The following is a 19,989-nucleotide window of genomic DNA, read 5'->3' on the forward strand; positions in this document are numbered from 1 at the left end:
GCAGGACGTTGTCCGACGGCTTTACACATTAACGGAGACGAGATGAAACTTTATTACGCGCCAGATACCTGTTCATTATCACCGCACATCGTGCTGCGCGAGCTGAACCTTGAATTTGAACTGGTGAGAGTCAACAACAGAAGCAAGATCACCGCTGATGGTCGCGACTTCCTCACCATTAACCCGAAAGGGTATGTTGCTGCGCTTGAGCTGGATGATGGGCAGATCCTCACAGAGGGGCCGGCGATGGTGCAGTACCTCGCCGATCGTAAACCCGAATACGGCCTGGCGCCACACGCGGGCAGTTGGGAAAGGGTGCGCCTGCAGGAATGGCTTAACTTTATCACCAGTGAAATACACGCGGGTTCGGCGCCGCTGTTTAACTCCGCGCTGGTGGAAGATGTCAAAACGATTTTTCGAGACAAGCTATTCCGACGCTTCGATTTTCTGCAGACGACGCTCAGCGAAAAAACCTATCTGACTGGGCCGTCCTTTAGCGTGGCGGATGCCTACCTCTTCACGGTGCTGGGATGGTGCAAATTCTTCGCGATCCCTCTGGATCGCTGGCCAGCGCTATCGTCGTACATGGAAATAATAAATGCCCGTCCTGCTGTACAGGCGGCATTACGGGCTGAAGCGTCTCAACAGGGCAGGTAGAAGGCGACATGCGTAGAGAAGGCCGCACAAGAGAGGCGGCCTTCGGTGTCAGACTGCCAGTTCAGGCATCTGCGCCATCACAAACGCGAAAACTTTTTCCGCGTCGAGTGAGGCATAGGGCAGACTTTCAATCACCGCAATAGAACGAGCGTCGCCAACAATCCCTCTTATCTCCGCGACCTTATACTGAATATGCGGCGCAACGAGAAATCCGTCGAAAGCGGGCGCTACGCTGGCAAAATTTTCCAGGCCCACTGCGCTGACAATGAGAGGATGGCCCTTTTTTTCCGCCAGTAACTGTATCTTTTTAGCGAGAGAATTGGCAGTGTTGCCAAACAAACAACATATCAGAAGCTTTTTCATGGTTTTACCTCCTGAGAATTAGTCACAGGATATGACTCGCCATGCGCATAAAATGAGCGCCACCTCATAATTGCGTGAAGAATTCATCATGATGATGCTGACCTTTCTGGCAAAGATGACCGATAGCGAAGATCTTGATAAAGGTCACTGCCACGCCGTGGCGGCGCTTCGTCGTCTGCTGTGGCAGAAGAGGGAGATCAGTGACTGAGTAGGGTGTCCGGGTGGAAATTCCCCGCCGGCCAGTGCCGGCGGGGGGAGCTGACGATTATTCCCAGCGTTTCAGCAGCAGGCTGGCGTTAACGCCGCCAAAGCCAAAACCGTTCGACAGCGCATAACGCATTTTCTGCGGGCGGGCCTGCAGCGCCACCAGATTGAGACCTGCCGCCTCTTCATCGGGGTGATGCAGGTTCAGCGTCGGCGGCACCACCTGATCGCGCAGGGCCTGAATGGTGAAGATGGCCTCGATCCCGCCGGCCGCGCCTAACAGATGGCCGGTGGCGGATTTCGTCGAGGTAATGGCGACCGGATGGGCGCCAAACAGCGTTTTAATCGCCGCCAGCTCACCCTTGTCACCGACCTGCGTTGAGGTGGCGTGGGCGTTGATATGGTCAATCTCGTCGACGGTCACCCCGGCCTGGCGAATAGCGGTCTCCATGGCCCGACGTGCGCCGTTCCCGTCTTCCGGGCCCGCGGTCAGGTGATAAGCATCTGCGCTGGTGCCGTAGCCCACCAGCTCGGCCAGCGGCGTGGCGCCGCGCGCCAGCGCGTGCTCCAGAGATTCGATCACGATTAGCCCCGCGCCTTCTCCCATCACAAAACCATCGCGGTCACGGTCAAAGGGGCGGGAAGCGGCTTCCGGCTGGTCGCTGGAGGCGCTGGACAGCGCCCTTGCTGCAGCAAACCCGGCCAGGCTAACGCGATGAATCGCCGCTTCCGCGCCGCCGCAGAGGGCGATATCCGCCTCGCCGCTGCGGATCATCCGCGCCGCATCGCCAATGGCCTGGGCGCCAGCCGCACAGGCGGTGACCGGCGCGCCGATGGGCCCCCGGAAACCGTGGGCGATAGACACATGCCCGGCGGCCAGGTTGGCCAGAAAAGAGGGGATGGTGAACGGCGAGAGGCGACGCGGCCCGCGTTCATCGGTGGTATGTACCGCATTGGCGATCTCGCTGAATCCGCCGATCCCGGTGGCGATCACCGTGGCGGTGCGTTCCTGTTCGGCTGCGGATGCTGGCGACCAACCGGCCTGGGCCAGCGCTTCGCGGGCGGCGACCAGCGCAAACTCAATAAAGCGATCCATCTTTTTGCGCTCTTTCGCCGGGATGGTCGCCAGCGGGTCGAAGCCGTGCAGCGGATCGCTGTCAATGGACGGCACCTGTCCGGCCACTTTGCAGGGAATATCCGCGACCAGCTGCTCGCTGAGTCGGGTGATCCCTGACTTTCCTGCCAGCAGCGACTGCCAGACGTGCTGTACACCGCAGCCCAGCGGGCTGACAATCCCCATCCCGGTGACGACAATGCGTTTAATGGAAACGCCCATAGTTAACTCTCCTGTAGTATCAGTGTGCCGGCGGCTTTTTCATCAAGGGAACCAGCAGCGCGGCAAGTAAAAAACCCATCATGATGAGGTAGAAAGCATCGGAAAATGCCTGGGTTCGCGCCTCCCGTAGTGCCAGCGCGGAAAGATGTTTCAGCGCCGCCGTCTGCGCGGCATCCGGCGAGATCCCCTGGACGGTGAAGTTTGCCGCGCTGCGCTGAACAAAATCGCTCATTGCCAGGTTGGCGTTATTCAGATGGTCTGCCAGGCGGCTATAGTGCAGATTGGTTCTGTCGTTAAGCACCGTGCCGCACAGGGCGATGCCGATGGCGCCCCCGAGGTTGCGCATCAGATTAAACAGCCCGGAGGCCAGCTTCAGGCGCGTGGGCGGCAGGCTGCCCAGCGTCAGGGTCACCGTTGGCGCGACGGCAAACTGCTGCGCCAGTCCGCGAAAGGCCTGCGGGAGCAGCAGCTGGTCCGCCCCCCAGTCGTGGGTGATCGGAACAAAGCTGTACATCGACACCGCAAAGCCGATCAGCCCGGCCATCAGTAGCCAGCGCAGATCGACGCGGTTGGCGAGCCACGAATAAAACGGAATAGACATGACCTGGAACAGACCGGTGGAAAATACCGCCAGGCCGATCTCCAGCGCACTGAAACCGCGCACGCTCCCCAGATACAGCGGGGTTAAATAGATGGTGGCGAAGATGCCGACGCCGGCCATAAACGAGAAATAGCAGCCGAGGCTGAAGGTTCGATCCTGCAGGGCGCGGAGATCCATCACCGGCTGCGGATGGCGCAGGGTGCGGATAACAAAGGCCACGCCGCAGAGCAGGGCGACCCAGGCGGTGGTCGTCAGGGTCGCGTCATCAAACCAGCCCCAGCGCGGACCTTCTTCGAGGGTATATTCCAGGCAGCCGAGGGACAAGGCCAGCAGCAGAATACTGAGATAGTCGGCGCCGCGCAGCAGAGTGGGGTCGGCGCTGTCTACTTTTACCAGCAGCGGCACTGCCACCGCGATGTAAATCCCCGGAACCACGTTGATAAAGAACAGCCAGTGCCAGTTGTAGTTTTCGGTGATCCAGCCGCCCACCGTTGGACCCAGCGTAGGGGCGAGGGAGGCCAGGCCGCCGATCGTCGCTGCGGCAATAACCCGCTGTTTGCCCTGGAAAAAGGCGAAAGCGGTGGTGAACACCAGGGGGATCATCGACCCGCCCGCCAGTCCCTGCAGGGCGCGGAAGGCGATCATACTCTGGATGTTCCACGCCCAGCCGCACAGCAGGCTCATCAGCGTGAAGCCCGCCGCGGAAGCGGCAAACAGCCAGCGGGTCGACATGACCCGGGCCAGCCAGCCGGAAAGCGGAATAATAATGATCTCGGCGATCAGGTAGCTGGTTTGTACCCAGACGGTTTCATCGTCGCCCGCCGACAGGCCGCCGCCAATATCCCGCAGCGAGGCGGAGACGATCTGGATGTCGATAAGGGCAATAAACATCCCCACGCACATGCTGGCGAAGGCGAAGATCTTCTTCGCCGTCGGCATCGACAGACCCTGCGGGGCGGACAGCGCCTGAACGGTGCTCATCGAGGGCTCTTTTCGTTCACGGTGACGATCACCGACAGTCCCGGGCGCAGCACGTCAAGCTTTGCCCCGTCACCTTCCAGCGCAATGCGGACCGGCACCCGCTGCACGATTTTAGTGAAATTCCCGGTCGCGTTCTCCGCCGGCAGAATGCTGAAGCGTGAGCCGGTCGCCGGCGCCAGGCTGGCGACATGACCCTTAAAGGTATGGTTCGGCAGCACATCGGCGACGATGGTCACCGGCTGGCCGGCACGCATATGCGCCAGCTGGTTTTCCTTGAAGTTGGCGTCAATCCACAGGCCGTGCGCGGGCACCAGGGAGAGCAGCTGCGTGCCGCTGCTGACGAAGGAGCCGGACCACGCGCGGCGGTTGCCAATCACCCCATCGAACGGCGCGCGAATGTCGGTATAGCTGAGGTTCAGCCTCGCCATCTCGAGGTTAGCCTGGGCCTGCGCCAGGGCAGCCAGGGTTTGCTGCTGGCGAGCATCCAGCACCGCCAGCTGACGTTCGGCCACGGTTTTATCCGCTTTGGCCTTCTCCTGCTCGGCATGCGCCCGGCGATAATCGGCGGAGGCGTTATCGCGGATCTGTGCGGAAATCGCGCTCGACGCGGCCAGGGCGTTATAGCGTCGGTTGTCGTTAGCCAGTTTTTCGGTTGCCGCCGTGGCGGCGAGTAACGAGGCCGCAGAGCCGGCAATCGTTGCCTGCTGTAGCTGGCGGGTGGCCAGGATATCGGCCAGCGCGGCCTGCTGCGCCGCCACTTCTCCGGCGGCTTTCGCGAGGGCGGCGCGATAATCGCGGTCGTCAATGCGGATCAACAGGTCGCCTTTTTTCACCGCCATATTGTCCTGCACCGCCAGCTGCTGGATATAGCCGGAGACTTTGCTGGAGATGGCGCTAATGTCGCCGCCGACATAGGCATCATCGGTGGTCTGCATAAAGCGCCCGGTATGCCACCAGTAAGCGCCGTAGCTCGCTGCCGCCAGGGCGGCAGCGCCCAGGGCCGCCAGGACAAGAATATTTTTCTTACTGGTCGGATTCATTGCTGGCATCTCTGTAAGGTTCAGGCTGGAATTTTTGCCCGCTATCGCCTTCGCGTTTGCGCAGCAGATATTCATGACGATATTTCATCAGCGGCGAGGCGGCGGGGCCCGGCACCATGGCGTATTTACCCGGAATAATCTCTTCCCCGGTCGCTTTATCCACCATGACTGGCTCCACCCGTCGCTGGGTGGCGGTTTCCACCAGCTGCATCTGACGGCCTTCGGGGGCGAAGTGGCGGTTACCCCATTCCGCCAGCGCCAGCAGCACCATGCGAAAATCGCGGCCGCGTTGCGTAAGGTGGTATTCGTAGCGCGGCGGGGTGCTGCTGTAGCACACCTTCTCCAGCAGCCCGTCGTCGACCAGCGCCTTCAGGCGGCGCGACAGAATATTGGGCGCGACGTTGCTGCTTTTCTGGAACTCGTCAAAGCGGGTAAAGCCCGCGAAGGCGTCACGCAGGATCATGATGCTCCAGCTGTCGCCGATGCGGCCAAGGCTGCGGGCGATGGGGCAGGGAGCGTGGCAAAGCGGTTCATTTTTCATGGGCTGTCCAGTAACCAGGTGGCTTTTGCCAGCAAATTGACATAGTCACTATCAAAATGCAAGTTACTCTTCACGGTACCCAAGGGAGAAGCCGCTCCCGTTTCGCTACGTCGTTTCTCCTTTGAATGCCGAAAAGAGGGACAGTCGCCGCCACCTTATTCCTGCTTTGCCGTAATAAGAGATAAAAATCGCTGATGGCGGATGAAACATTTTAATAATGATAGAAATCGATGTGGTGGGTAATGACCTTTATTAAGGGATGCGATATAAAGTACGGCGAAATGCAAATTAACATTCTCATAACTTATAAAGGTTAAATAAATGAAGCAGGTGGGTATTGTTGGCTGGCGGGGAATGGTAGGCTCTGTATTACTGCAAAGAATGATCGAAGAAAATGATTTCGACGATATTTCAGCGCATTTTTTTAGTACCTCAAGTGCGGGCGGTGTGGGCCCGGTTATTAATGGTAAAAGCGACATCCTTAAAGATGCGAATTCCCTTAGCGCCCTCGCCGAAATGGATATCATCATCACCTGTCAGGGCGGGGAGTATACCAAAGCCATCTATCCAGCGTTAATTAACCATGGCTGGCAAGGTTACTGGATTGACGCCGCTTCGGCGCTGCGGATGGATGAAAAAGCCTGCATTATTCTCGACCCGGTCAACCGCGATAATATCGATCGTGCCGTGAAAGCAGGAGTGAAACTGTTTGTTGGCGGCAACTGCTCCATTACGCTGAGCCTGATGGGGCTGGCCGGGCTGATCAAGGCTGACCTGATCGAATGGATGAGCGTGATGACCTATCAGTCTGCCTCCGGAGCGGGCGCCAAACAGGTGCGGGAATTAATCGCGCAAAGCGCTTATATCAGTCAGCATTTATCTGCAGATGAACTGACGGCATCAGGTTCCGTGCTGCCTTTAGTCAATAAAGTGAGTGAGTTGATTAATAGCGCGGGTATGCCGGTGGAGAATTTTGGCGTCCCGTTGATGGGCAGCATCATTCCCTGGATCGACAGCGATTTAGGCGATGGAAATAGCCGCGAAGAATGGAAGGGCGAGGCGGAAACCAATAAAATTCTTGGCCTTGCGCCCGGCACCATTCCGGTCAATGGCTTATGCATTCGGGTCGGCGTGATCCGCTGCCACAGCGCTGCCATTACCCTTAAACTTAAACGTGAGGTCAGCGAAGCGGAATTCGCTGAGTTAGTCACCCATTCCCATCCATGGGTAAACTATGTCCGCAATAATAAGCAAGAGAGTGTCAGTCAATTGACCCCGGCTGCTATTAGTGGTTCGCTGCAGGTAGGAATTGGCCGCTACAAGAAAATGTCGTTAAATAATGAACCCGTCTACTCGGTGTTAACGGTTGGCGATCAGCTACTGTGGGGTGCGGCGGAACCCCTGCGCCGCATGTTAAATATCCTGCTGGGCAAAATATAGTTACGGTCATCCGGGGAAAGCCCTCGCGCGCAGGCGGTTAAGACAAATGTTTAACGAAGCGTTTGCGGACCTCCTTGTAGCCGTTATTTTCATAAAATTGATGCGCTCTGATTCTTTTTTCACTGCTTGAAAGTTCGATCTGAGCGCATTGTTTATCGCGGGCGAGGCGCTCTGCGGCATGGAGAAGTTGCTGGCCTATCCCTGATCCACGTGACGATTCCTCGATGACCAGCGCGGAAATTAATGCCCATAAACGGTTCTCATGTACCGGTAAAATAAAATTGATAACGATTACGCCACACACGGCGTTTTCTGTTTCCGCCACCAGCGCACTCATCATACTCTGCGGGGCAGTGATGCGTTGTTCTAAGATCGCCGTCTCCGTCTGATAGCCCAGCTGCAGAAATAGCGTTTTCAGCGAGGGGATATCTTTTGATTCAGCCGCTCTGATGAACACCATGATCTTCGACTCCAAATAGCGTGTTACCGGACCGGAAGCGGGCCGGTGGATACCTTATTCTCCGGTCCGCTCCCGTATACGCCACTCAGTCCATCAGACTGACCTGGGCGGCGACAATGCGCCAGCCGTAGGGGAAGCGTACCCAGGTCTGCTGCTGGCGGCCCAGGCGGGCGCTGCCTTCGCGGGTGAACTCGGTGCTGCACACCGCCATATCCGCGCCAAAGGTGGTAATGGTGGTATGGCGCAGATCGCGGGCCAGACCGGCGGCGGGGCGGGCGGCGCGAAAGGCGCGGATCGCCTCGATGCCATACAGATTTTCGCCGGCTCCCAGCCGTACGGTGCGCGGGTCGTGCCAGAACAGCGCATCCAGCGCCTCGATGTTATTGCTGACCAGCGCCTCTTCATACTGATAAAACGCCGCCGTCACCTCGGCGAGGATCGCCGGGCGGTCTACATTATCCAGATTGATCATGCTGCACTCTCCGCCACTCGGGCATCGGTAATGCCCATCGCTTCCAGCGCCCGCGCGGCGCGAAGACAGGCTTGTTCGTTAAACGGCGCGGCAATCAGCTGCAGGCCAATCGGCTTACCGCTGGCGGTACGCAGGGGCACGGTCACCACCGGCAGACCGAGGAAGGAGATCGGCTGCGTTAGCATTCCCATGCTGGCGCGCACCGGCAGCGGCTGGCCGTTAATTACCATCTCCTCCGCGCCTATCGGCGTGGCGCTGCATGGGGTGGCGGGGGCGATCAGCACGTCGGCCTGGCTGAACAGGGATTTCATTGCCTGGCGAGCATGACGGCGAAAACGCTGAGCCTGCAGATACCATGCGGAGGGGATCATCGCTCCGGCAAGCAGCCGCTCGCGGGAGTGAGGTTCAAAACGCTCTGGCGAGTGGCGAAGATCCGTCAGGTACTGATTGCCGCCTTCGCTGGCGCTGATGATAAAGGCCGCCGAGCGGGCCAGCGCGGCATCCGCGAACTGCAGCTCGCTGTCGGCGCCCAGCGCGTGGGCGACCCGATCCACGGCCGCCCGGGCGTCGTCATCGCACCAGGTGGTGAAATAGCCGCCCAGCCGCGCGCAGCGCAGCCCCTCCAGTCCGCGCTCCAGCAGATTACCGGTGCGCTCGCTGGCTTTATCAGCCTGAAAGTCATCGGCCGGGTCGCGCCCCTGCAGGGCGTCATACACCGCGGCGAGGTCGGCCACCCGGCGGGCAAAAGGACCAATATGATCCAGACTGGCGACAAACGGATGGCTGCCAGAGCGCGAAAGGCGACCGAAAGTGGGTTTCAGGCCAAAGATCCCGCACAGCGACGCGGGGACGCGGATCGAGCCGTTGGTGTCGCTGCCGAGGCTGAAATGGACCAGCCCGGCCGCCACCGCCGCGGCCGAACCGCCGGACGATCCGCCGGCGATCCGCGACAGATCGTGCGGATTGCGCGTCGCGCCATAGTGGCTGTTTTCAGTGGTAAAGCCGTAGGCGTAGGCGTCCATATTGAGCATCCCGCTGAGCAGGGCGCCGGCGCTGTGCAGCTGGCGCACCGCCCAGCTGTCGCTGGTCGCCGGCGGCCGGTCGCTCAGCAGTACCGCCCCGGCGAGGGTGGTATGCCCGGCGACATCAAACAGATTTTTCACTGCGTAAGGAATCCCTGCCAGCGGCGGCAGGGGGCGCTTTTCCCGGCGCAGGGCGTCAATGCTGTCGGCCTCCGCCAGCATGCGCTGGGCGGTGACCTCGGTCCAGGCGTTGATCTGCGGATTCACGCGGGCGATGTCGTCCAGCGTCTGGCGGGCGATCTCCCGGGCGCTGAGTTCGCCCTCGTGCAGCGCACGCTGGATCTCGGCGATGGTGAAGTGATGAAGAGTCATGCTTTATACACCCCCGCAATCTCCTCGCGCGGCCCGAGGGGATAGTCCATCAGCGGCTGCGCCATGGCGGCGATGCGGGCAAACTGGCGCTCCAGCTCTTCACGACGGGGTGCATCCAGCTCCAGGTGCAACAGGTGAGTCATCTGCGTCAGATACTCGCTCCAGTCTGGCTGTGTGGTCATGGTCTGCTCCTTAGTATCCGGCGGCGGCGCCGTTGCTGCGTGGATCGGTCGCCCCTTCAAGCAGGCCGTTGGGATGGCGGACAATGGCGCCGGCGTGGCCCATCGCTTCGCTGAAATCAGCCAGCACTTCCACTTCGTGCCCCAGCTCGCGCAGTCGCGCGATACAGGCGGGGGCAAAGCGTCCCTCCAGCTTCAGTGAATCGGAGGACTGGCCCCAGGTGCGGCCCAGCAGCCAGCGCGGACGGGAGATGCTCTCCTGCAACGGCACCCCCTGCAGGATATAGCGAGTAAACAGCGCCGCCTGAGTTTGCGGCTGACCGTCGCCGCCCATCGAGCCATAGACCATCACCCGGCCATCGTTCAGGCGGGCGGCGGCAGGGTTGAGGGTATGGAATGGCTGTTTGCCAGGGGCCAGCGCCAGGAGATGCTGCGGATCGAGGCTGAAGGCCGCCCCGCGGTTTTGCCAGACGATCCCGGTGTCCGGGAGCACCACGCCGCTGCCGAACTCGTGATAGATACTCTGAATAAATGACACTGCCAGTCCGCTGTTATCCACGACGCCCATCCAGACGGTATCGCCCGGGCCTTTGCCGCGGCCCCAGGGGGAAGCGCTGGCGTCGTCGATGCTGTCGGCCAGCGGCTGCAGGGCTTCCGGGGTGAGCAACTGCTGTACATCCACATCCAGATGGCGTGGATCGGTGATATGCGCATCGCGCAGGGCAAATGCCCGCTTGGTGGCTTCGACAATACGGTGCACCGTTTGCGCGTCGTCGGCATCGGCCATGTTCAGGCGGTCGGTGATGCCAAGGATCGCCAGCGACACCAGTCCCTGCGTCGGCGGCGCAAGATTCCACAGCGTGCCCTGCTGGTGCTGGAGCGTCAGCGGCGCCGGACGCCGGGCGCGGTGGGCCTGCAGGTCGCCGAGGGTGATCGGCATCCCCAGCGCGGCCATACCCTGCGCGAGACGCTCGGCCAGCGGCCCGCGATAGAAACTGTCGAGACCGTCGCTGGCCAGCATGCGCAGGGTACCGGCGAGGGCGGGCTGGCGAAAGCGGCTGCCGGGCCGCGGGGCCTCGCCCGATACCAGCCAGGTTTCGCTGAAGCCCGGCTGATGGCGCAACTCTTCCAGTTTGCTGGCGGTGGCGTGGGCTTGCGAGGCGGTGACCGGAATACCGTCTTCGGCATAGCCGATCGCATCGGCCAGCAGGCGGGCCACCGGCAGCGCGCGGCCGGTTAAGTCCCGTGAAATACGCAGCGCCTCGTCCCAGCCGCTGACGGTGCCGGCGACGGTCAGCGCGGCCTGCGGTCCCCGGTGGGGAATATGCTGCTGTCCGGCGTAGGCCTCGAGGGTCGCCAGCGATCCGGCCGCCCCGCTGGCGTCAATGGCGATGGGGTCTCCCTCAGGCGGTACGATCAGCCAGAAGCCATCGCCGCCGAGGCCATTCATATGGGGATAGACGACGGCGATGGCCGCCGCGGCAGCCACCATCGCTTCAATGGCGCTGCCGCCCTCGCGCAGGATCGCCAGCGCGCTCTGACTGGCGAGGTGATGGGGGGCCACCGCCATGCCTTGGGTCGAAACGTTGCTACTGTGCATAAATTATCCTTTCTGAACGAATCACCCGCAGAACACTGCAAAAGCTGTTCCATCTCTGAACGTTTCGTTTCATTGATAAAAACAATGACCAGAATTTTCCCACTGGCACGCTATGTGTAAGGCATAGCAGATACAGTATGATGAGGGATGGATGATGAAACGAAAGTTACAGGGGCGCTATGCAACAACTCGATGAACGACTGAAAGGGCAATACGCCTCGCTGTCGCCGCAGGAGCAGCGGGTGGCGGATTTCATCTTTGACCACTTTGATGACCTGATAAGCTACAACAGCGCCGAGCTGGCGCAGCTGAGCGGCGTGTCGAAAGCCACCGTCAGCCGGCTGTTCAAGCGCCTCGGTTACGACAAATATAAGGATATGCGCGATGAACTGCGCACCCTGCGCCAGAGCGGGATGCCGCTCACCGACCAGCGCGACGCGGTGCAGGGTAACACGCTGCTGGCGCGCCATTATAAGCAGGAGATGGCGAATCTCACCCAGTGGGTCAACGCCCTCGACGCCCGCCAGTTCGCCGAGGCGCTGACGGCGATGGTGGGCGCGCGCCGCATTGTGGTGGTGGGGATGCGTAACGCCTATCCGGCGGCGCTGCACTTGCGCCAGCAGCTGCTGCAGGCCCGCGGCCAGGTGCTGGTGCTGCCCCAGCCGGGTCAGAGTCTCAGCGAAGAGCTGGTCGATCTGACCGCCGATGATCTGGTGGTAATGATGGCGTTTCGCCGCCGGCCGCGAATAGTACGCCCGCTGCTGCAGCAGCTGCAGCGCGACGGGGTGCCGGTCCTGTTAATGTGCGAGCCGCAGGCCCACAGCCTGTTTCCGCTCTCCCGCTGGCAGCTCTGCGCGCCGCTGGACAGCGTCTCCGCCTACGACAGCTATGCCTCGGTCAACAGCCTGATTAATCTGCTGGCCAATGCCTTTCTCCATGAAACGCTCGACAGCGGTCGTCCGCGCATCCACGATATCGCCACGCTTTATCAGCAACTGGACGAGCTGGAACAACGCTAATGGGGCGCCAGCGTGGTGCTTTGCATTATTATGGTGCAAGAAAAACCACGTGATGGCGCCGCCGCTCGCTGAACACTTTCCCGTTAACGCTTGTCCTTTCTCACTTTTTGTTTTAATTCCTCGCCAACTCTCGCCTCGTCTGTATCTGGCACATTAGTTGCAAAAACAGATTCAAAGAATCTTTTGTTTCATGCTAACGTAACGGGTAAACATCATGAAGAAACTGTTGATCGCACTGGCCGGGGCCGCTTGTCTCCTTTCGTCTGTTTCTGCCGCGCAGGCTGACCAGCTCCAGGATATTGAAAAACGCGGCGTCATTCGTATTGCCGTGCCTCAGGATTTTCCGCCGTTCGGCTCGGTGGGCACCGACCTGCAGCCGCAGGGGTATGACATCGATATGGCGCGCTATCTGGCGAAATCGATGAAGCTCAAGCTGCAGCTGGTCCCGGTGACCAGCGCCAACCGCGTGCCGTATCTGCAGACCGATAAGGTGGACCTGGTGATCTCCAGCCTCGGCAAGAACGCCGAGCGCGAGAAGGTGATCGACTTCAGCCGCGCCTACGCGCCGTTCTTCCTCGGCGTGTTTGGCCCGAAAGGGGCGGAACTGAAGGACGCGGCCGCGCTGAGCGGCAAAAGCATCGGTGTGACCCGCGGGGCAGTGGAAGATATGGTACTGACCAGCGTGGCGCCGCAGGCAGCGCAGATTAAGCGCTACGAGGATAATAACACTACGCTGTCGGCTTACCTGTCCGGTCAGGTGCAGTATGTCGCGACCGGCAATCTGGTGGTGGCGGCCATCTCCCGGCAGAACGCCGACAAAGCGCCGGTGCCGGGCTTTATGCTGAAGGACTCGCCGTGCTTTATCGGTCTGAAAAAGAACGAACCGGCGCTGAAGGCGAAAGTGGATACCCTCATCGAGCAGGGCATTAAGGACGGCACCCTCAACGGTCTGTCTGAGAAGTGGCTGAAAGCGCCACTGCCTGCCAGCCTCGGCGCGTAAGGTCTGGGGATGACGGAGCAACTTCATTTCTCTGAGCTCTGGCCGCACTGGCCGGAGCTGCTGGCCGGCCTGTGGGTGACGGTGCAGTTGACGGTGCTGGCGACGATCGGCGGACTGGCGATCGGCATCCTCGGGGCGGCGATCCGCAGCGGGCGCCCGGGAATGCTCAGCCGGGTATGGGGCGGATATGTGGAAATCATCCGCAACACGCCGTTTGTGGTGCAGCTCTTTTTTATCGTCTTTGGTTTACCGAACCTTGGACTGAAGATGACCGCCGGTGAAGCGGCGCTGCTGGCGATGGTGGTTAACCTCGGCGCCTATAGCACCGAGATCGTCCGCGCCGGTATTCAGGTGACGCCGAAGGGCCAGTGGGAAGCCGGTCGCGTGCTCGGGCTTAGCCGGACGCAAACCTTCGTTCGCGTCGTATTGCCCCCGGCGCTGCAGCGGATTTACCCGGCGCTGGTCAGCCAGTGCATCATCGTGATGCTCGGCTCGTCAGTGGTGTCGCAGGTCTCCTATGAGGAGCTGACCTTCGCAGCCAACCTGATCCAGTCGCGGACATTTTTGAGCTTTGAGGTCTATCTGGTGACCACCGGGATCTACTTAGCGTTATCGATAGCGATGCGCCAGCTGCTGATGGCGGCGGGGCGTAAATGGCTGGGGGTACAGGCCTGATGACCACTTTTACTGACTGGGACATTATCCGCAACCTGCTGCTGGCCGGTCGCTGGACGGTGCTGCTGTCGCTGGTCGCGTTCACCGGCGGGGCGCTGGTCACCTTACCGTTACTGCTGCTGCGCCTCACCGGCGGACGCCAGGTGAAACGGCTGATCCGCGGCTACATCGAGCTGTTTCAGGGGACGCCGCTGCTGATGCAGCTGTTTCTGGCATTCTTTGGCGTGGCGCTGTTCGGCATTGACGTCTCGGCGTGGACCGCCGCCTCGGTCGCTCTGACGCTCTACACCAGCGCCTTTTTGCTGGATATCTGGTTCGGCAGCATTCGCGCGCTGCCCAAAGGCCAGTGGGAGGCCTCGCGGTGTCTCGGGCTGAGCTTCGGCCAGACCTTGTACCGCGTGGTGGCGCCGCAGGCGCTGCGCATTGCCATCGCGCCGACGGTGGGCTTTGCCGTACAGGTGATCAAAGGCACGGCGCTGGCATCGATTATCGGCTTTGTGGAGCTGACCAAGGCCGGGACGATGCTGACCAACGTCACTTACCAGCCGTTTAAAGTGTTTGCCCTGGTGGCGCTGGGCTATTTCATTCTGTGCTATCCGCTGTCCCGCTACAGCCGCTATCTGGAGAACAAATTCAATGCCTCTCATCACCATTAATCAGATGCAGAAGTACTACGGCGACAACCATGTGTTGAAGGGCGTCGATCTGGATATCGACATGGGGGAAGTGATCTCGATCATCGGCCGCAGCGGCTCGGGTAAAAGCACCCTGCTGCGCTGTATCAATGGTCTGGAGGGCTACCAGGAGGGCAGTATCAAGCTCGGGGGCATGACCATCACCGACCGCGATTCACAGGCCCGGGAGATCAGCCGCTCCATCGGCATGGTGTTCCAGAACTTTAACCTGTTCCCGCACATGACGGCGCTGGAGAACGTCATGCTGGCTCCGCGGCGGGTACTGAAGAAGTCCCAGGCCGAATGCCGGGAGCTGGCGCAGCGGATGCTGGAGAAGGTCGGTCTTGGCGACCGTCTGGATTACTATCCGGCCAATCTCTCCGGCGGCCAGCAGCAGCGCGTGGCCATTGCCCGGGCGCTGGCCATGTCGCCGAAAGTTTTACTCTGTGACGAAATCACCTCGGCACTCGACCCGGAACTGGTGGGTGAAGTGCTGAAGGTGCTGGAGCAACTGGCGGCGGAAGGTATGACGCTGATCCTCGTCACCCATGAAATGAACTTTGCCCGCGAAGTGGGCGACCGCGTGGTGTTTATGCATCAGGGACGCGTCTGGGAGCAGGGCGACAGCAAAACGCTGTTCGCCAGCCCGCAGACCAGCGAACTGAAACAGTTTATCTCCTCGGTGCGCGGTCTTAACTAACGTAAGGAATGGCAGATGGATATCACTCAGTTTTCGCAAATTAACCCGCCGCAGCGCCTGCTGATGGGGCCGGGGCCGATCAATGCCGACCCGCGCGTGCTGCGCGCCATGTCGAGCCAGCTGGTTGGCCAGTACGATCCGGCGATGACCCACTACATGAATGAAGTCATGGCGCTCTACCGCGGTGTGTTTCGCACCGAAAATCGCTGGACGATGCTGGTCGACGGCACCTCGCGCGCCGGGATCGAAGCGATTCTGGTGTCGGCGATCCGTCCGGGTGACAAAGTGCTGGTGCCGGTGTTCGGCCGGTTTGGACATCTGCTGTGCGAGATCGCGCGTCGTTGCCGGGCAGAGGTGCACACCATCGAGGTGCCGTGGGGCGAGGTCTTTACGCCGGATCAGGTTGAGGACGCGATCAAGCGCGTGCGCCCGCGCCTGCTGCTCACCGTGCAGGGCGATACATCCACCACCATGCTGCAGCCGCTGGCGGAGCTGGGGGAGATTTGCCGTCGTCACGATGTGCTGTTCTATACCGACGCCACCGCGTCGCTCGGCGGTAACCCGCTGGAAACCGACGCCTGGCAGCTGGACGCGGTGTCCGCCGGGATGCAGAAGTGCCTGGGCGGTCCTTCCGGCACCTCGCCAATCACCCTCAGCCCGCGGATGGAAGAGGTCATCCGCCGCCGCCGCTGCATTGAGCAGGGGATCCGCACCGATGCGCATCACGACGGCGTCGACGAGATGATCTACTCCAACTATTTCGATCTCGGCATGGTGATGGATTACTGGGGGCCGGAGCGCCTTAACCACCATACCGAAGCGACCTCGGCGTTGTTTGCCGCCCGGGAGTGCGCGCGCCTGATCCTCCAGGAGGGACTCGACAACGGCATCGCCCGCCACAAACTGCACGGCGATGCGCTGCTGAAGGGCATCCAGGCGATGGGGCTCGAGACCTTTGGCGACCTGCGGCACAAAATGAATAACGTGCTAGGGGTGGTGATCCCCAACGGGGTCAACGGCGATCAGGTACGCAAACTGATGCTGGAAGATTTCGGCATTGAAATTGGCACCTCGTTTGGTCCGCTGCACGGTAAAGTCTGGCGCATTGGCACCATGGGCTATAACGCGCGTAAAGACTGCGTGATGCAGACGCTCAGCGCGCTGGAAGCGGTCCTGAACTACCTCAAGTTCACCACCACTCAGGGCGCGGCGATGCAGGCGGCCTGGGATCACTACCGCACCGAGGCCACCCTATGAGTGATACCGCCCGCCAGCAGGCGGAGAGAGAAGCGGCTGCCAGCCGGGTGATGGCGCGTGCCGATCGGCTGGCCACCCTTAGCGAAACCGCCGATGCCCTGACCCGGGTCTATCTGTCGCCCGAGCATCTGCAGGCCAACCAGTTGGTGGGCCAGTGGATGCAGGCTGCCGGCATGATGGTGTGGCAGGACAGCGTCGGCAACATCTGCGGACGCTATGAAGGACAACAGGAGGGGGCGCCGGCGGTGCTGCTGGGCTCTCATCTTGACACCGTGCGCAACGCCGGACGCTACGACGGCATGCTCGGCGTGCTGGCGGCGATTGAGGTGGTCCAGCGTCTGCACCAGCAGGGGCGACGGCTGGCAAAGGCAATCGAGATCGTCGGCTTTGGCGATGAAGAGGGCACCCGCTTTGGCATCACCCTGCTCGGCAGCCGCGGCGTCACCGGCACCTGGCCTGAAAGCTGGCTGTCACAGTGCGATACCGACGGCGTGAGCGTCGCCCAGGCGCTGGTGAATGCCGGACTCGATCCGGCGCGGATCGGCGATGCGGCCCGTCTCCCGCGGGATATCGCCGCCTATCTGGAACTGCATATCGAGCAGGGGCCGTGCCTGGAGCAGGCGGGGCTGGCGCTCGGCGTGGTGGAGGCGATTAACGGCGCCCGACGGCTGAACTGCCGCTTTACCGGCGAAGCTGGCCATGCCGGCACGGTGCCGATGCTCCATCGCAAGGACGCCCTCGCCGCGGCGGCGGAATGGATGGTGCAGGTGGAAAACCTGACCCGGCAGCGCGGCGGTAACCTGGTGGCGACGGTCGGCACCCTGCGCTGTGCGCCGGGCGCGGTGAACGTGATACCGGGCGAGGTGCAGTTGACGCTGGATATTCGCGGCCCGCAGGATGCGCCGCTGACGGCGCTGCTGGATGAGCTGCTGGGCGAGGCGCAGGCCATTGCCGGGCGTCGCCAGCTGCGTTTCGCCGCCGAGGAGTATTATCGCATCGCCGCCACCGCCTGCGACAGTCACCTGCAGGCGGTGCTGGGCGAGGCGGTAGCGGCGGTGCAGGGGCGTTCGCTGACGCTGCCGAGCGGCGCAGGGCATGACGCCATCGCCATCGCCGAGCGCTGGCCATCGGCCATGCTGTTTGTGCGTTGCCTGGGGGGCGTCAGCCATCACCCGGCGGAGTCGGTCACCGCCGCCGACGTCGGACTGGCTATCGACGCTTTCTCCCGGGCGGTAGAGAAGGTGGCCGACGCCTGATCGCGCCGGTTGCCGAGCCCCGGCTGGCGGCTTCACACCGCCAGCTGGTTGACCACCTCGGCGACAGAGGTGATGGCATGGATGTTGCCGATCCCCGCGCCCACCGAGATATACCCCTCATCAGTATTCCCCTCCAGCATGCCCAGCCGCATCCCGCGCAGACCGCCCATCGCCTGGGCCAGCTCGGCTTTTGAGGCGCCGGCACGATCCATGGCCACCAGTGTGTCGCTCAGTTTGCCGGGCAGCGCGCGATAGTAGTCCGGCAGGGTACGGAACAGGCGCAGATCCAGACCGTTGGCGGCCACAATTTTCGCTTTCACCGAGTCGGGAACCCGGCTTTCGATGGTGCTGATAAATACCGAGCCGGCGAAAACCCCTTCCGCACCGAGGGCGTGGACGGCGCGCGCGCCCCGAGCGTCGGTGATCCCCCCGGCGGCCATCACCGGAACCCGCTGTACCGCGTCAACGATCAGCGGGACGATGGTGAAGGTCCCGAGGGCGGTACCCGGCAGCGTGCCGCCTTCGTCAAAGCCGGTGGCGACAATAATATCCGCGCCGGCCTGCTCCGCGCGGCGGCTGTTCTCCGGCGTCGGGTTGATGTCACGATAGATAATGGTGATCCCGGCGGCTTTCAGTTCGTCGAACAGCGCCGGTTTTAACGAACCATCGCCGTAGCCGGTGTAGACCACCACCTTAACGCCTTCCTCTTTGATCACCGGCAGGATCGCCGGCGTCCAGATGTCATTTTCCGCCGTCGGGATCAGGTTGACGCCAAAGGGTTTCTCCGTCAGCTGTTTGGTTTTGCGGATCTCTTCGCGCATTTTCTCGGCGGTGGCCTCCGGGGTGGAAACGGCGGTTGCCGCCGTCAGTCCGGCGTTCGGGCCCAGCACGCCAAGCCCACCGGCGTTGCCGACGGCCGCCACCAGACGAGCATCGGTTAGCCAGGAGAGGGGCCCCTGGACCACCGGTTTTTCAATACCCAGAATGCGGGCGACGCGGTTGGATTGCATGATATTTTTCCTTGTATGTTAATAAGTTATAAATTTCTTCGCCCCAGCGATGCGGCAATGAGGGCAGTGTAGGCGTCTTTATTGTTTTAAAAAATGAGCAAAAACTTTCATCACTATTATTAAATTAGTAATAATGTGAACTGATGAAGAGGTGGGAGGCGGGCCATCATGCAAATGAATCTGTTTGAAAATATTAAAATTTTTATTGAAATCGTCGATGCCGGCAGCTTTGCCCAGGCGGCGGAAAATTTGCAGATCCACCGACCGGCGGTGACCAAAGCGCTGCAGCAGCTGGAGCAGGAGAGCGGGGTCCGGCTGCTGCAGCGCACCACCCGGCGTCTGTATCTTACGCCGGAGGGGGAAGAGTTTTATCGTCGCAGCAAACCGTTGCTCTCCCAGGCCGACGATCTGCTGGAGTCGTTCGCGCCGGACCGGCCGATCCGCGGTCAGCTGCGCGTTGATATGCCGATCGCCTTTGCCCGGCTGCTGGTGATCCCGCATCTGCCGGATTTTTATCAGGCCCATCCGGAGGTGGAGATTGTCCTCAGCAGCTCCGACGTACGCCGGGATATGCTGCGCGATGGTCTGGATTGCCTGCTGCGGGTGGGGGATCTTGAGGATGGCGACTATGTGGCGCGTTCGCTGGGGGAGGTGGCGTTAACCACCTGCGCCAGTCCGGGCTATCTGGCGCGCTATGGGGCGCCCGCGACGCTGGAGGACCTGCAGTCGCATCTGGCGGTGAACTGGGTGAACAGCAGCAGCCGGCAGATTATGCCCTGGCGATTCCAGACCCCGGAGGGCATCAGGCAGATCGCCATCCCCGGTAAACTGGTGCTGGACAACTCTGAAGTCTTTACTGCCGCCGGGCTGGCGGGGCTGGGGATGCTGCAGGGGATGCGTTTCTTTTTGCAACCTTATATCGACAGCGGGCAACTGGTGGAAATTTTGCCGGACTTTCCGGCGCCGCGTCGACCGTTGTCGCTGCTCTATCCGCACCGGCATCTGTCGCATAAGGTGCGGGTCTTTGCCGACTGGTTGCAGGGGCTGGTAGCGACGCTGGATCGATCGGTGTCGGCTTGACTCTGCCGACTGAGCGATTATATATAAAATGTGAATGCTATTAAGCAATG

General features: G+C 61.2%; 21 protein-coding genes and 1 pseudogene. 10 read left to right on the forward strand and 12 right to left on the reverse strand.

Annotation, left to right across the window (positions count from 1 at the left end):
- The first annotated feature begins 42 nt into the window (after positions 1 to 42).
- Positions 43 to 657 carry a glutathione transferase GstA gene (gene gstA, locus FHW76_RS09635; protein WP_155869226.1) on the forward strand — a complete coding sequence of 205 codons (615 nt, stop codon included), beginning with the start codon at positions 43 to 45 and terminating at the stop codon, positions 655 to 657.
- 48 nt (positions 658 to 705) lie between these two features.
- Here gstA and FHW76_RS09640 read toward each other — a convergent pair whose 3' ends face one another.
- The 6 genes and pseudogenes from FHW76_RS09640 to FHW76_RS09665 all read right to left on the reverse strand — a co-directional run.
- Positions 706 to 1,020, reverse strand: a complete 315-nt coding sequence (locus FHW76_RS09640; protein ID WP_012968173.1) for a PTS sugar transporter subunit IIB — start codon at positions 1,018 to 1,020, stop codon at positions 706 to 708.
- 265 nt (positions 1,021 to 1,285) lie between these two features.
- Entirely contained in the window at positions 1,286 to 2,560 is a 1,275-nt protein-coding gene (fabF, locus tag FHW76_RS09645; protein ID WP_183476599.1) for a beta-ketoacyl-ACP synthase II, read from the reverse strand.
- Between the two features lie 19 nt (positions 2,561 to 2,579).
- Positions 2,580 to 4,142: a DHA2 family efflux MFS transporter permease subunit gene (locus FHW76_RS09650; protein WP_183476601.1), complete on the reverse strand. Its 1,563-nt coding sequence runs from the start codon at positions 4,140 to 4,142 to the stop codon at positions 2,580 to 2,582.
- Positions 4,139 to 5,182 carry an HlyD family secretion protein gene (locus FHW76_RS09655; protein WP_012541676.1) on the reverse strand — a complete coding sequence of 348 codons (1,044 nt, stop codon included), beginning with the start codon at positions 5,180 to 5,182 and terminating at the stop codon, positions 4,139 to 4,141. Before FHW76_RS09655 ends, FHW76_RS09650 begins: the two co-directional genes overlap by 4 nt.
- The gene (locus FHW76_RS09660) at positions 5,166 to 5,723 is read right to left on the reverse strand and encodes a helix-turn-helix domain-containing protein (protein ID WP_012541677.1); all 558 of its coding nucleotides are present in this window, start codon (positions 5,721 to 5,723) and stop codon (positions 5,166 to 5,168) included. The genes FHW76_RS09655 and FHW76_RS09660 overlap by 17 nt, the downstream gene beginning before the upstream one ends.
- Positions 5,720 to 5,839: pseudogene (locus FHW76_RS09665) on the reverse strand (hypothetical protein); the annotation flags it as partial. The pseudogene FHW76_RS09665 and the gene FHW76_RS09660, both read right to left, overlap by 4 nt.
- A 205-nt stretch (positions 5,840 to 6,044) precedes the next feature.
- Here FHW76_RS09665 and asd point away from each other — a divergent pair.
- On the forward strand, positions 6,045 to 7,163 hold the full coding sequence (gene asd, locus FHW76_RS09670; protein ID WP_046619881.1) for an aspartate-semialdehyde dehydrogenase: 1,119 nt from the start codon (positions 6,045 to 6,047) through the stop codon (positions 7,161 to 7,163).
- Between the two features lie 37 nt (positions 7,164 to 7,200).
- On the opposite strand, the gene FHW76_RS09675 is transcribed toward asd, so the two are convergent.
- From FHW76_RS09675 to hpxW, 5 genes are all read right to left on the reverse strand, one after another.
- Positions 7,201 to 7,623 (reverse strand): GNAT family N-acetyltransferase, encoded by a 423-nt coding sequence (locus FHW76_RS09675; protein ID WP_008804826.1) that lies wholly within the window; start codon positions 7,621 to 7,623, stop codon positions 7,201 to 7,203.
- Between the two features lie 85 nt (positions 7,624 to 7,708).
- Positions 7,709 to 8,095 carry an oxalurate catabolism protein HpxZ gene (gene hpxZ, locus FHW76_RS09680; RefSeq protein WP_002905421.1) on the reverse strand — a complete coding sequence of 129 codons (387 nt, stop codon included), beginning with the start codon at positions 8,093 to 8,095 and terminating at the stop codon, positions 7,709 to 7,711.
- Entirely contained in the window at positions 8,092 to 9,489 is a 1,398-nt protein-coding gene (locus FHW76_RS09685; RefSeq protein WP_183476603.1) for an AtzE family amidohydrolase, read from the reverse strand. Before FHW76_RS09685 ends, hpxZ begins: the two co-directional genes overlap by 4 nt.
- A complete protein-coding gene (gene hpxX / locus FHW76_RS09690; protein ID WP_012541681.1) occupies positions 9,486 to 9,671 on the reverse strand; it encodes an oxalurate catabolism protein HpxX in 186 nt (61 codons plus the stop codon). The genes FHW76_RS09685 and hpxX overlap by 4 nt, the downstream gene beginning before the upstream one ends.
- Before the next feature lie 10 nt (positions 9,672 to 9,681).
- The gene (hpxW, locus tag FHW76_RS09695) at positions 9,682 to 11,268 is read right to left on the reverse strand and encodes an oxamate amidohydrolase (protein WP_183476605.1); all 1,587 of its coding nucleotides are present in this window, start codon (positions 11,266 to 11,268) and stop codon (positions 9,682 to 9,684) included.
- 179 nt (positions 11,269 to 11,447) lie between these two features.
- Here hpxW and hpxU point away from each other — a divergent pair, with 179 nt between their 5' ends.
- The 7 genes from hpxU to hpxK all read left to right on the forward strand — a co-directional run bounded on the left by hpxU (position 11,448) and on the right by hpxK (position 17,849).
- Complete coding sequence (gene hpxU, locus FHW76_RS09700) at positions 11,448 to 12,287, forward strand: MurR/RpiR family transcriptional regulator HpxU (protein ID WP_012968180.1); 840 nt, start codon at positions 11,448 to 11,450, stop codon at positions 12,285 to 12,287.
- Between the two features lie 214 nt (positions 12,288 to 12,501).
- Positions 12,502 to 13,287: a transporter substrate-binding domain-containing protein gene (locus FHW76_RS09705; protein WP_183476607.1), complete on the forward strand. Its 786-nt coding sequence runs from the start codon at positions 12,502 to 12,504 to the stop codon at positions 13,285 to 13,287.
- Between the two features lie 9 nt (positions 13,288 to 13,296).
- Positions 13,297 to 13,962, forward strand: coding sequence for an amino acid ABC transporter permease (locus tag FHW76_RS09710; RefSeq protein WP_004176117.1), 666 nt, complete (start codon positions 13,297 to 13,299; stop codon positions 13,960 to 13,962).
- On the forward strand, positions 13,962 to 14,618 hold the full coding sequence (locus tag FHW76_RS09715; protein ID WP_004179948.1) for an amino acid ABC transporter permease: 657 nt from the start codon (positions 13,962 to 13,964) through the stop codon (positions 14,616 to 14,618). The genes FHW76_RS09710 and FHW76_RS09715 overlap by 1 nt, the downstream gene beginning before the upstream one ends.
- Positions 14,599 to 15,336, forward strand: a complete 738-nt coding sequence (locus FHW76_RS09720; RefSeq protein WP_004179947.1) for an amino acid ABC transporter ATP-binding protein — start codon at positions 14,599 to 14,601, stop codon at positions 15,334 to 15,336. The genes FHW76_RS09715 and FHW76_RS09720 overlap by 20 nt, the downstream gene beginning before the upstream one ends.
- 15 nt (positions 15,337 to 15,351) lie before the next feature.
- Complete coding sequence (locus FHW76_RS09725) at positions 15,352 to 16,593, forward strand: alanine--glyoxylate aminotransferase family protein (RefSeq protein ID WP_032740606.1); 1,242 nt, start codon at positions 15,352 to 15,354, stop codon at positions 16,591 to 16,593.
- A complete protein-coding gene (gene hpxK, locus FHW76_RS09730) occupies positions 16,590 to 17,849 on the forward strand; it encodes an allantoate amidohydrolase (protein WP_023297648.1) in 1,260 nt (419 codons plus the stop codon). Before FHW76_RS09725 ends, hpxK begins: the two co-directional genes overlap by 4 nt.
- A 32-nt stretch (positions 17,850 to 17,881) precedes the next feature.
- On the opposite strand, the gene FHW76_RS09735 is transcribed toward hpxK, so the two are convergent.
- On the reverse strand, positions 17,882 to 18,859 hold the full coding sequence (locus FHW76_RS09735) for a nitronate monooxygenase family protein (protein ID WP_008804833.1): 978 nt from the start codon (positions 18,857 to 18,859) through the stop codon (positions 17,882 to 17,884).
- 174 nt (positions 18,860 to 19,033) lie between these two features.
- On the opposite strand from FHW76_RS09735, the gene FHW76_RS09740 reads away from it, so the two are divergent.
- A complete protein-coding gene (locus FHW76_RS09740) occupies positions 19,034 to 19,939 on the forward strand; it encodes a LysR family transcriptional regulator (protein ID WP_162493318.1) in 906 nt (301 codons plus the stop codon).
- The last annotated feature ends 50 nt before the right edge of the window (positions 19,940 to 19,989 follow it).

Origin of the sequence: Klebsiella sp. RC2 (genome assembly GCF_014192815.1) — a bacterium.
GTDB classification, from domain to species: Bacteria; Pseudomonadota; Gammaproteobacteria; order Enterobacterales; family Enterobacteriaceae; genus Klebsiella; species Klebsiella variicola.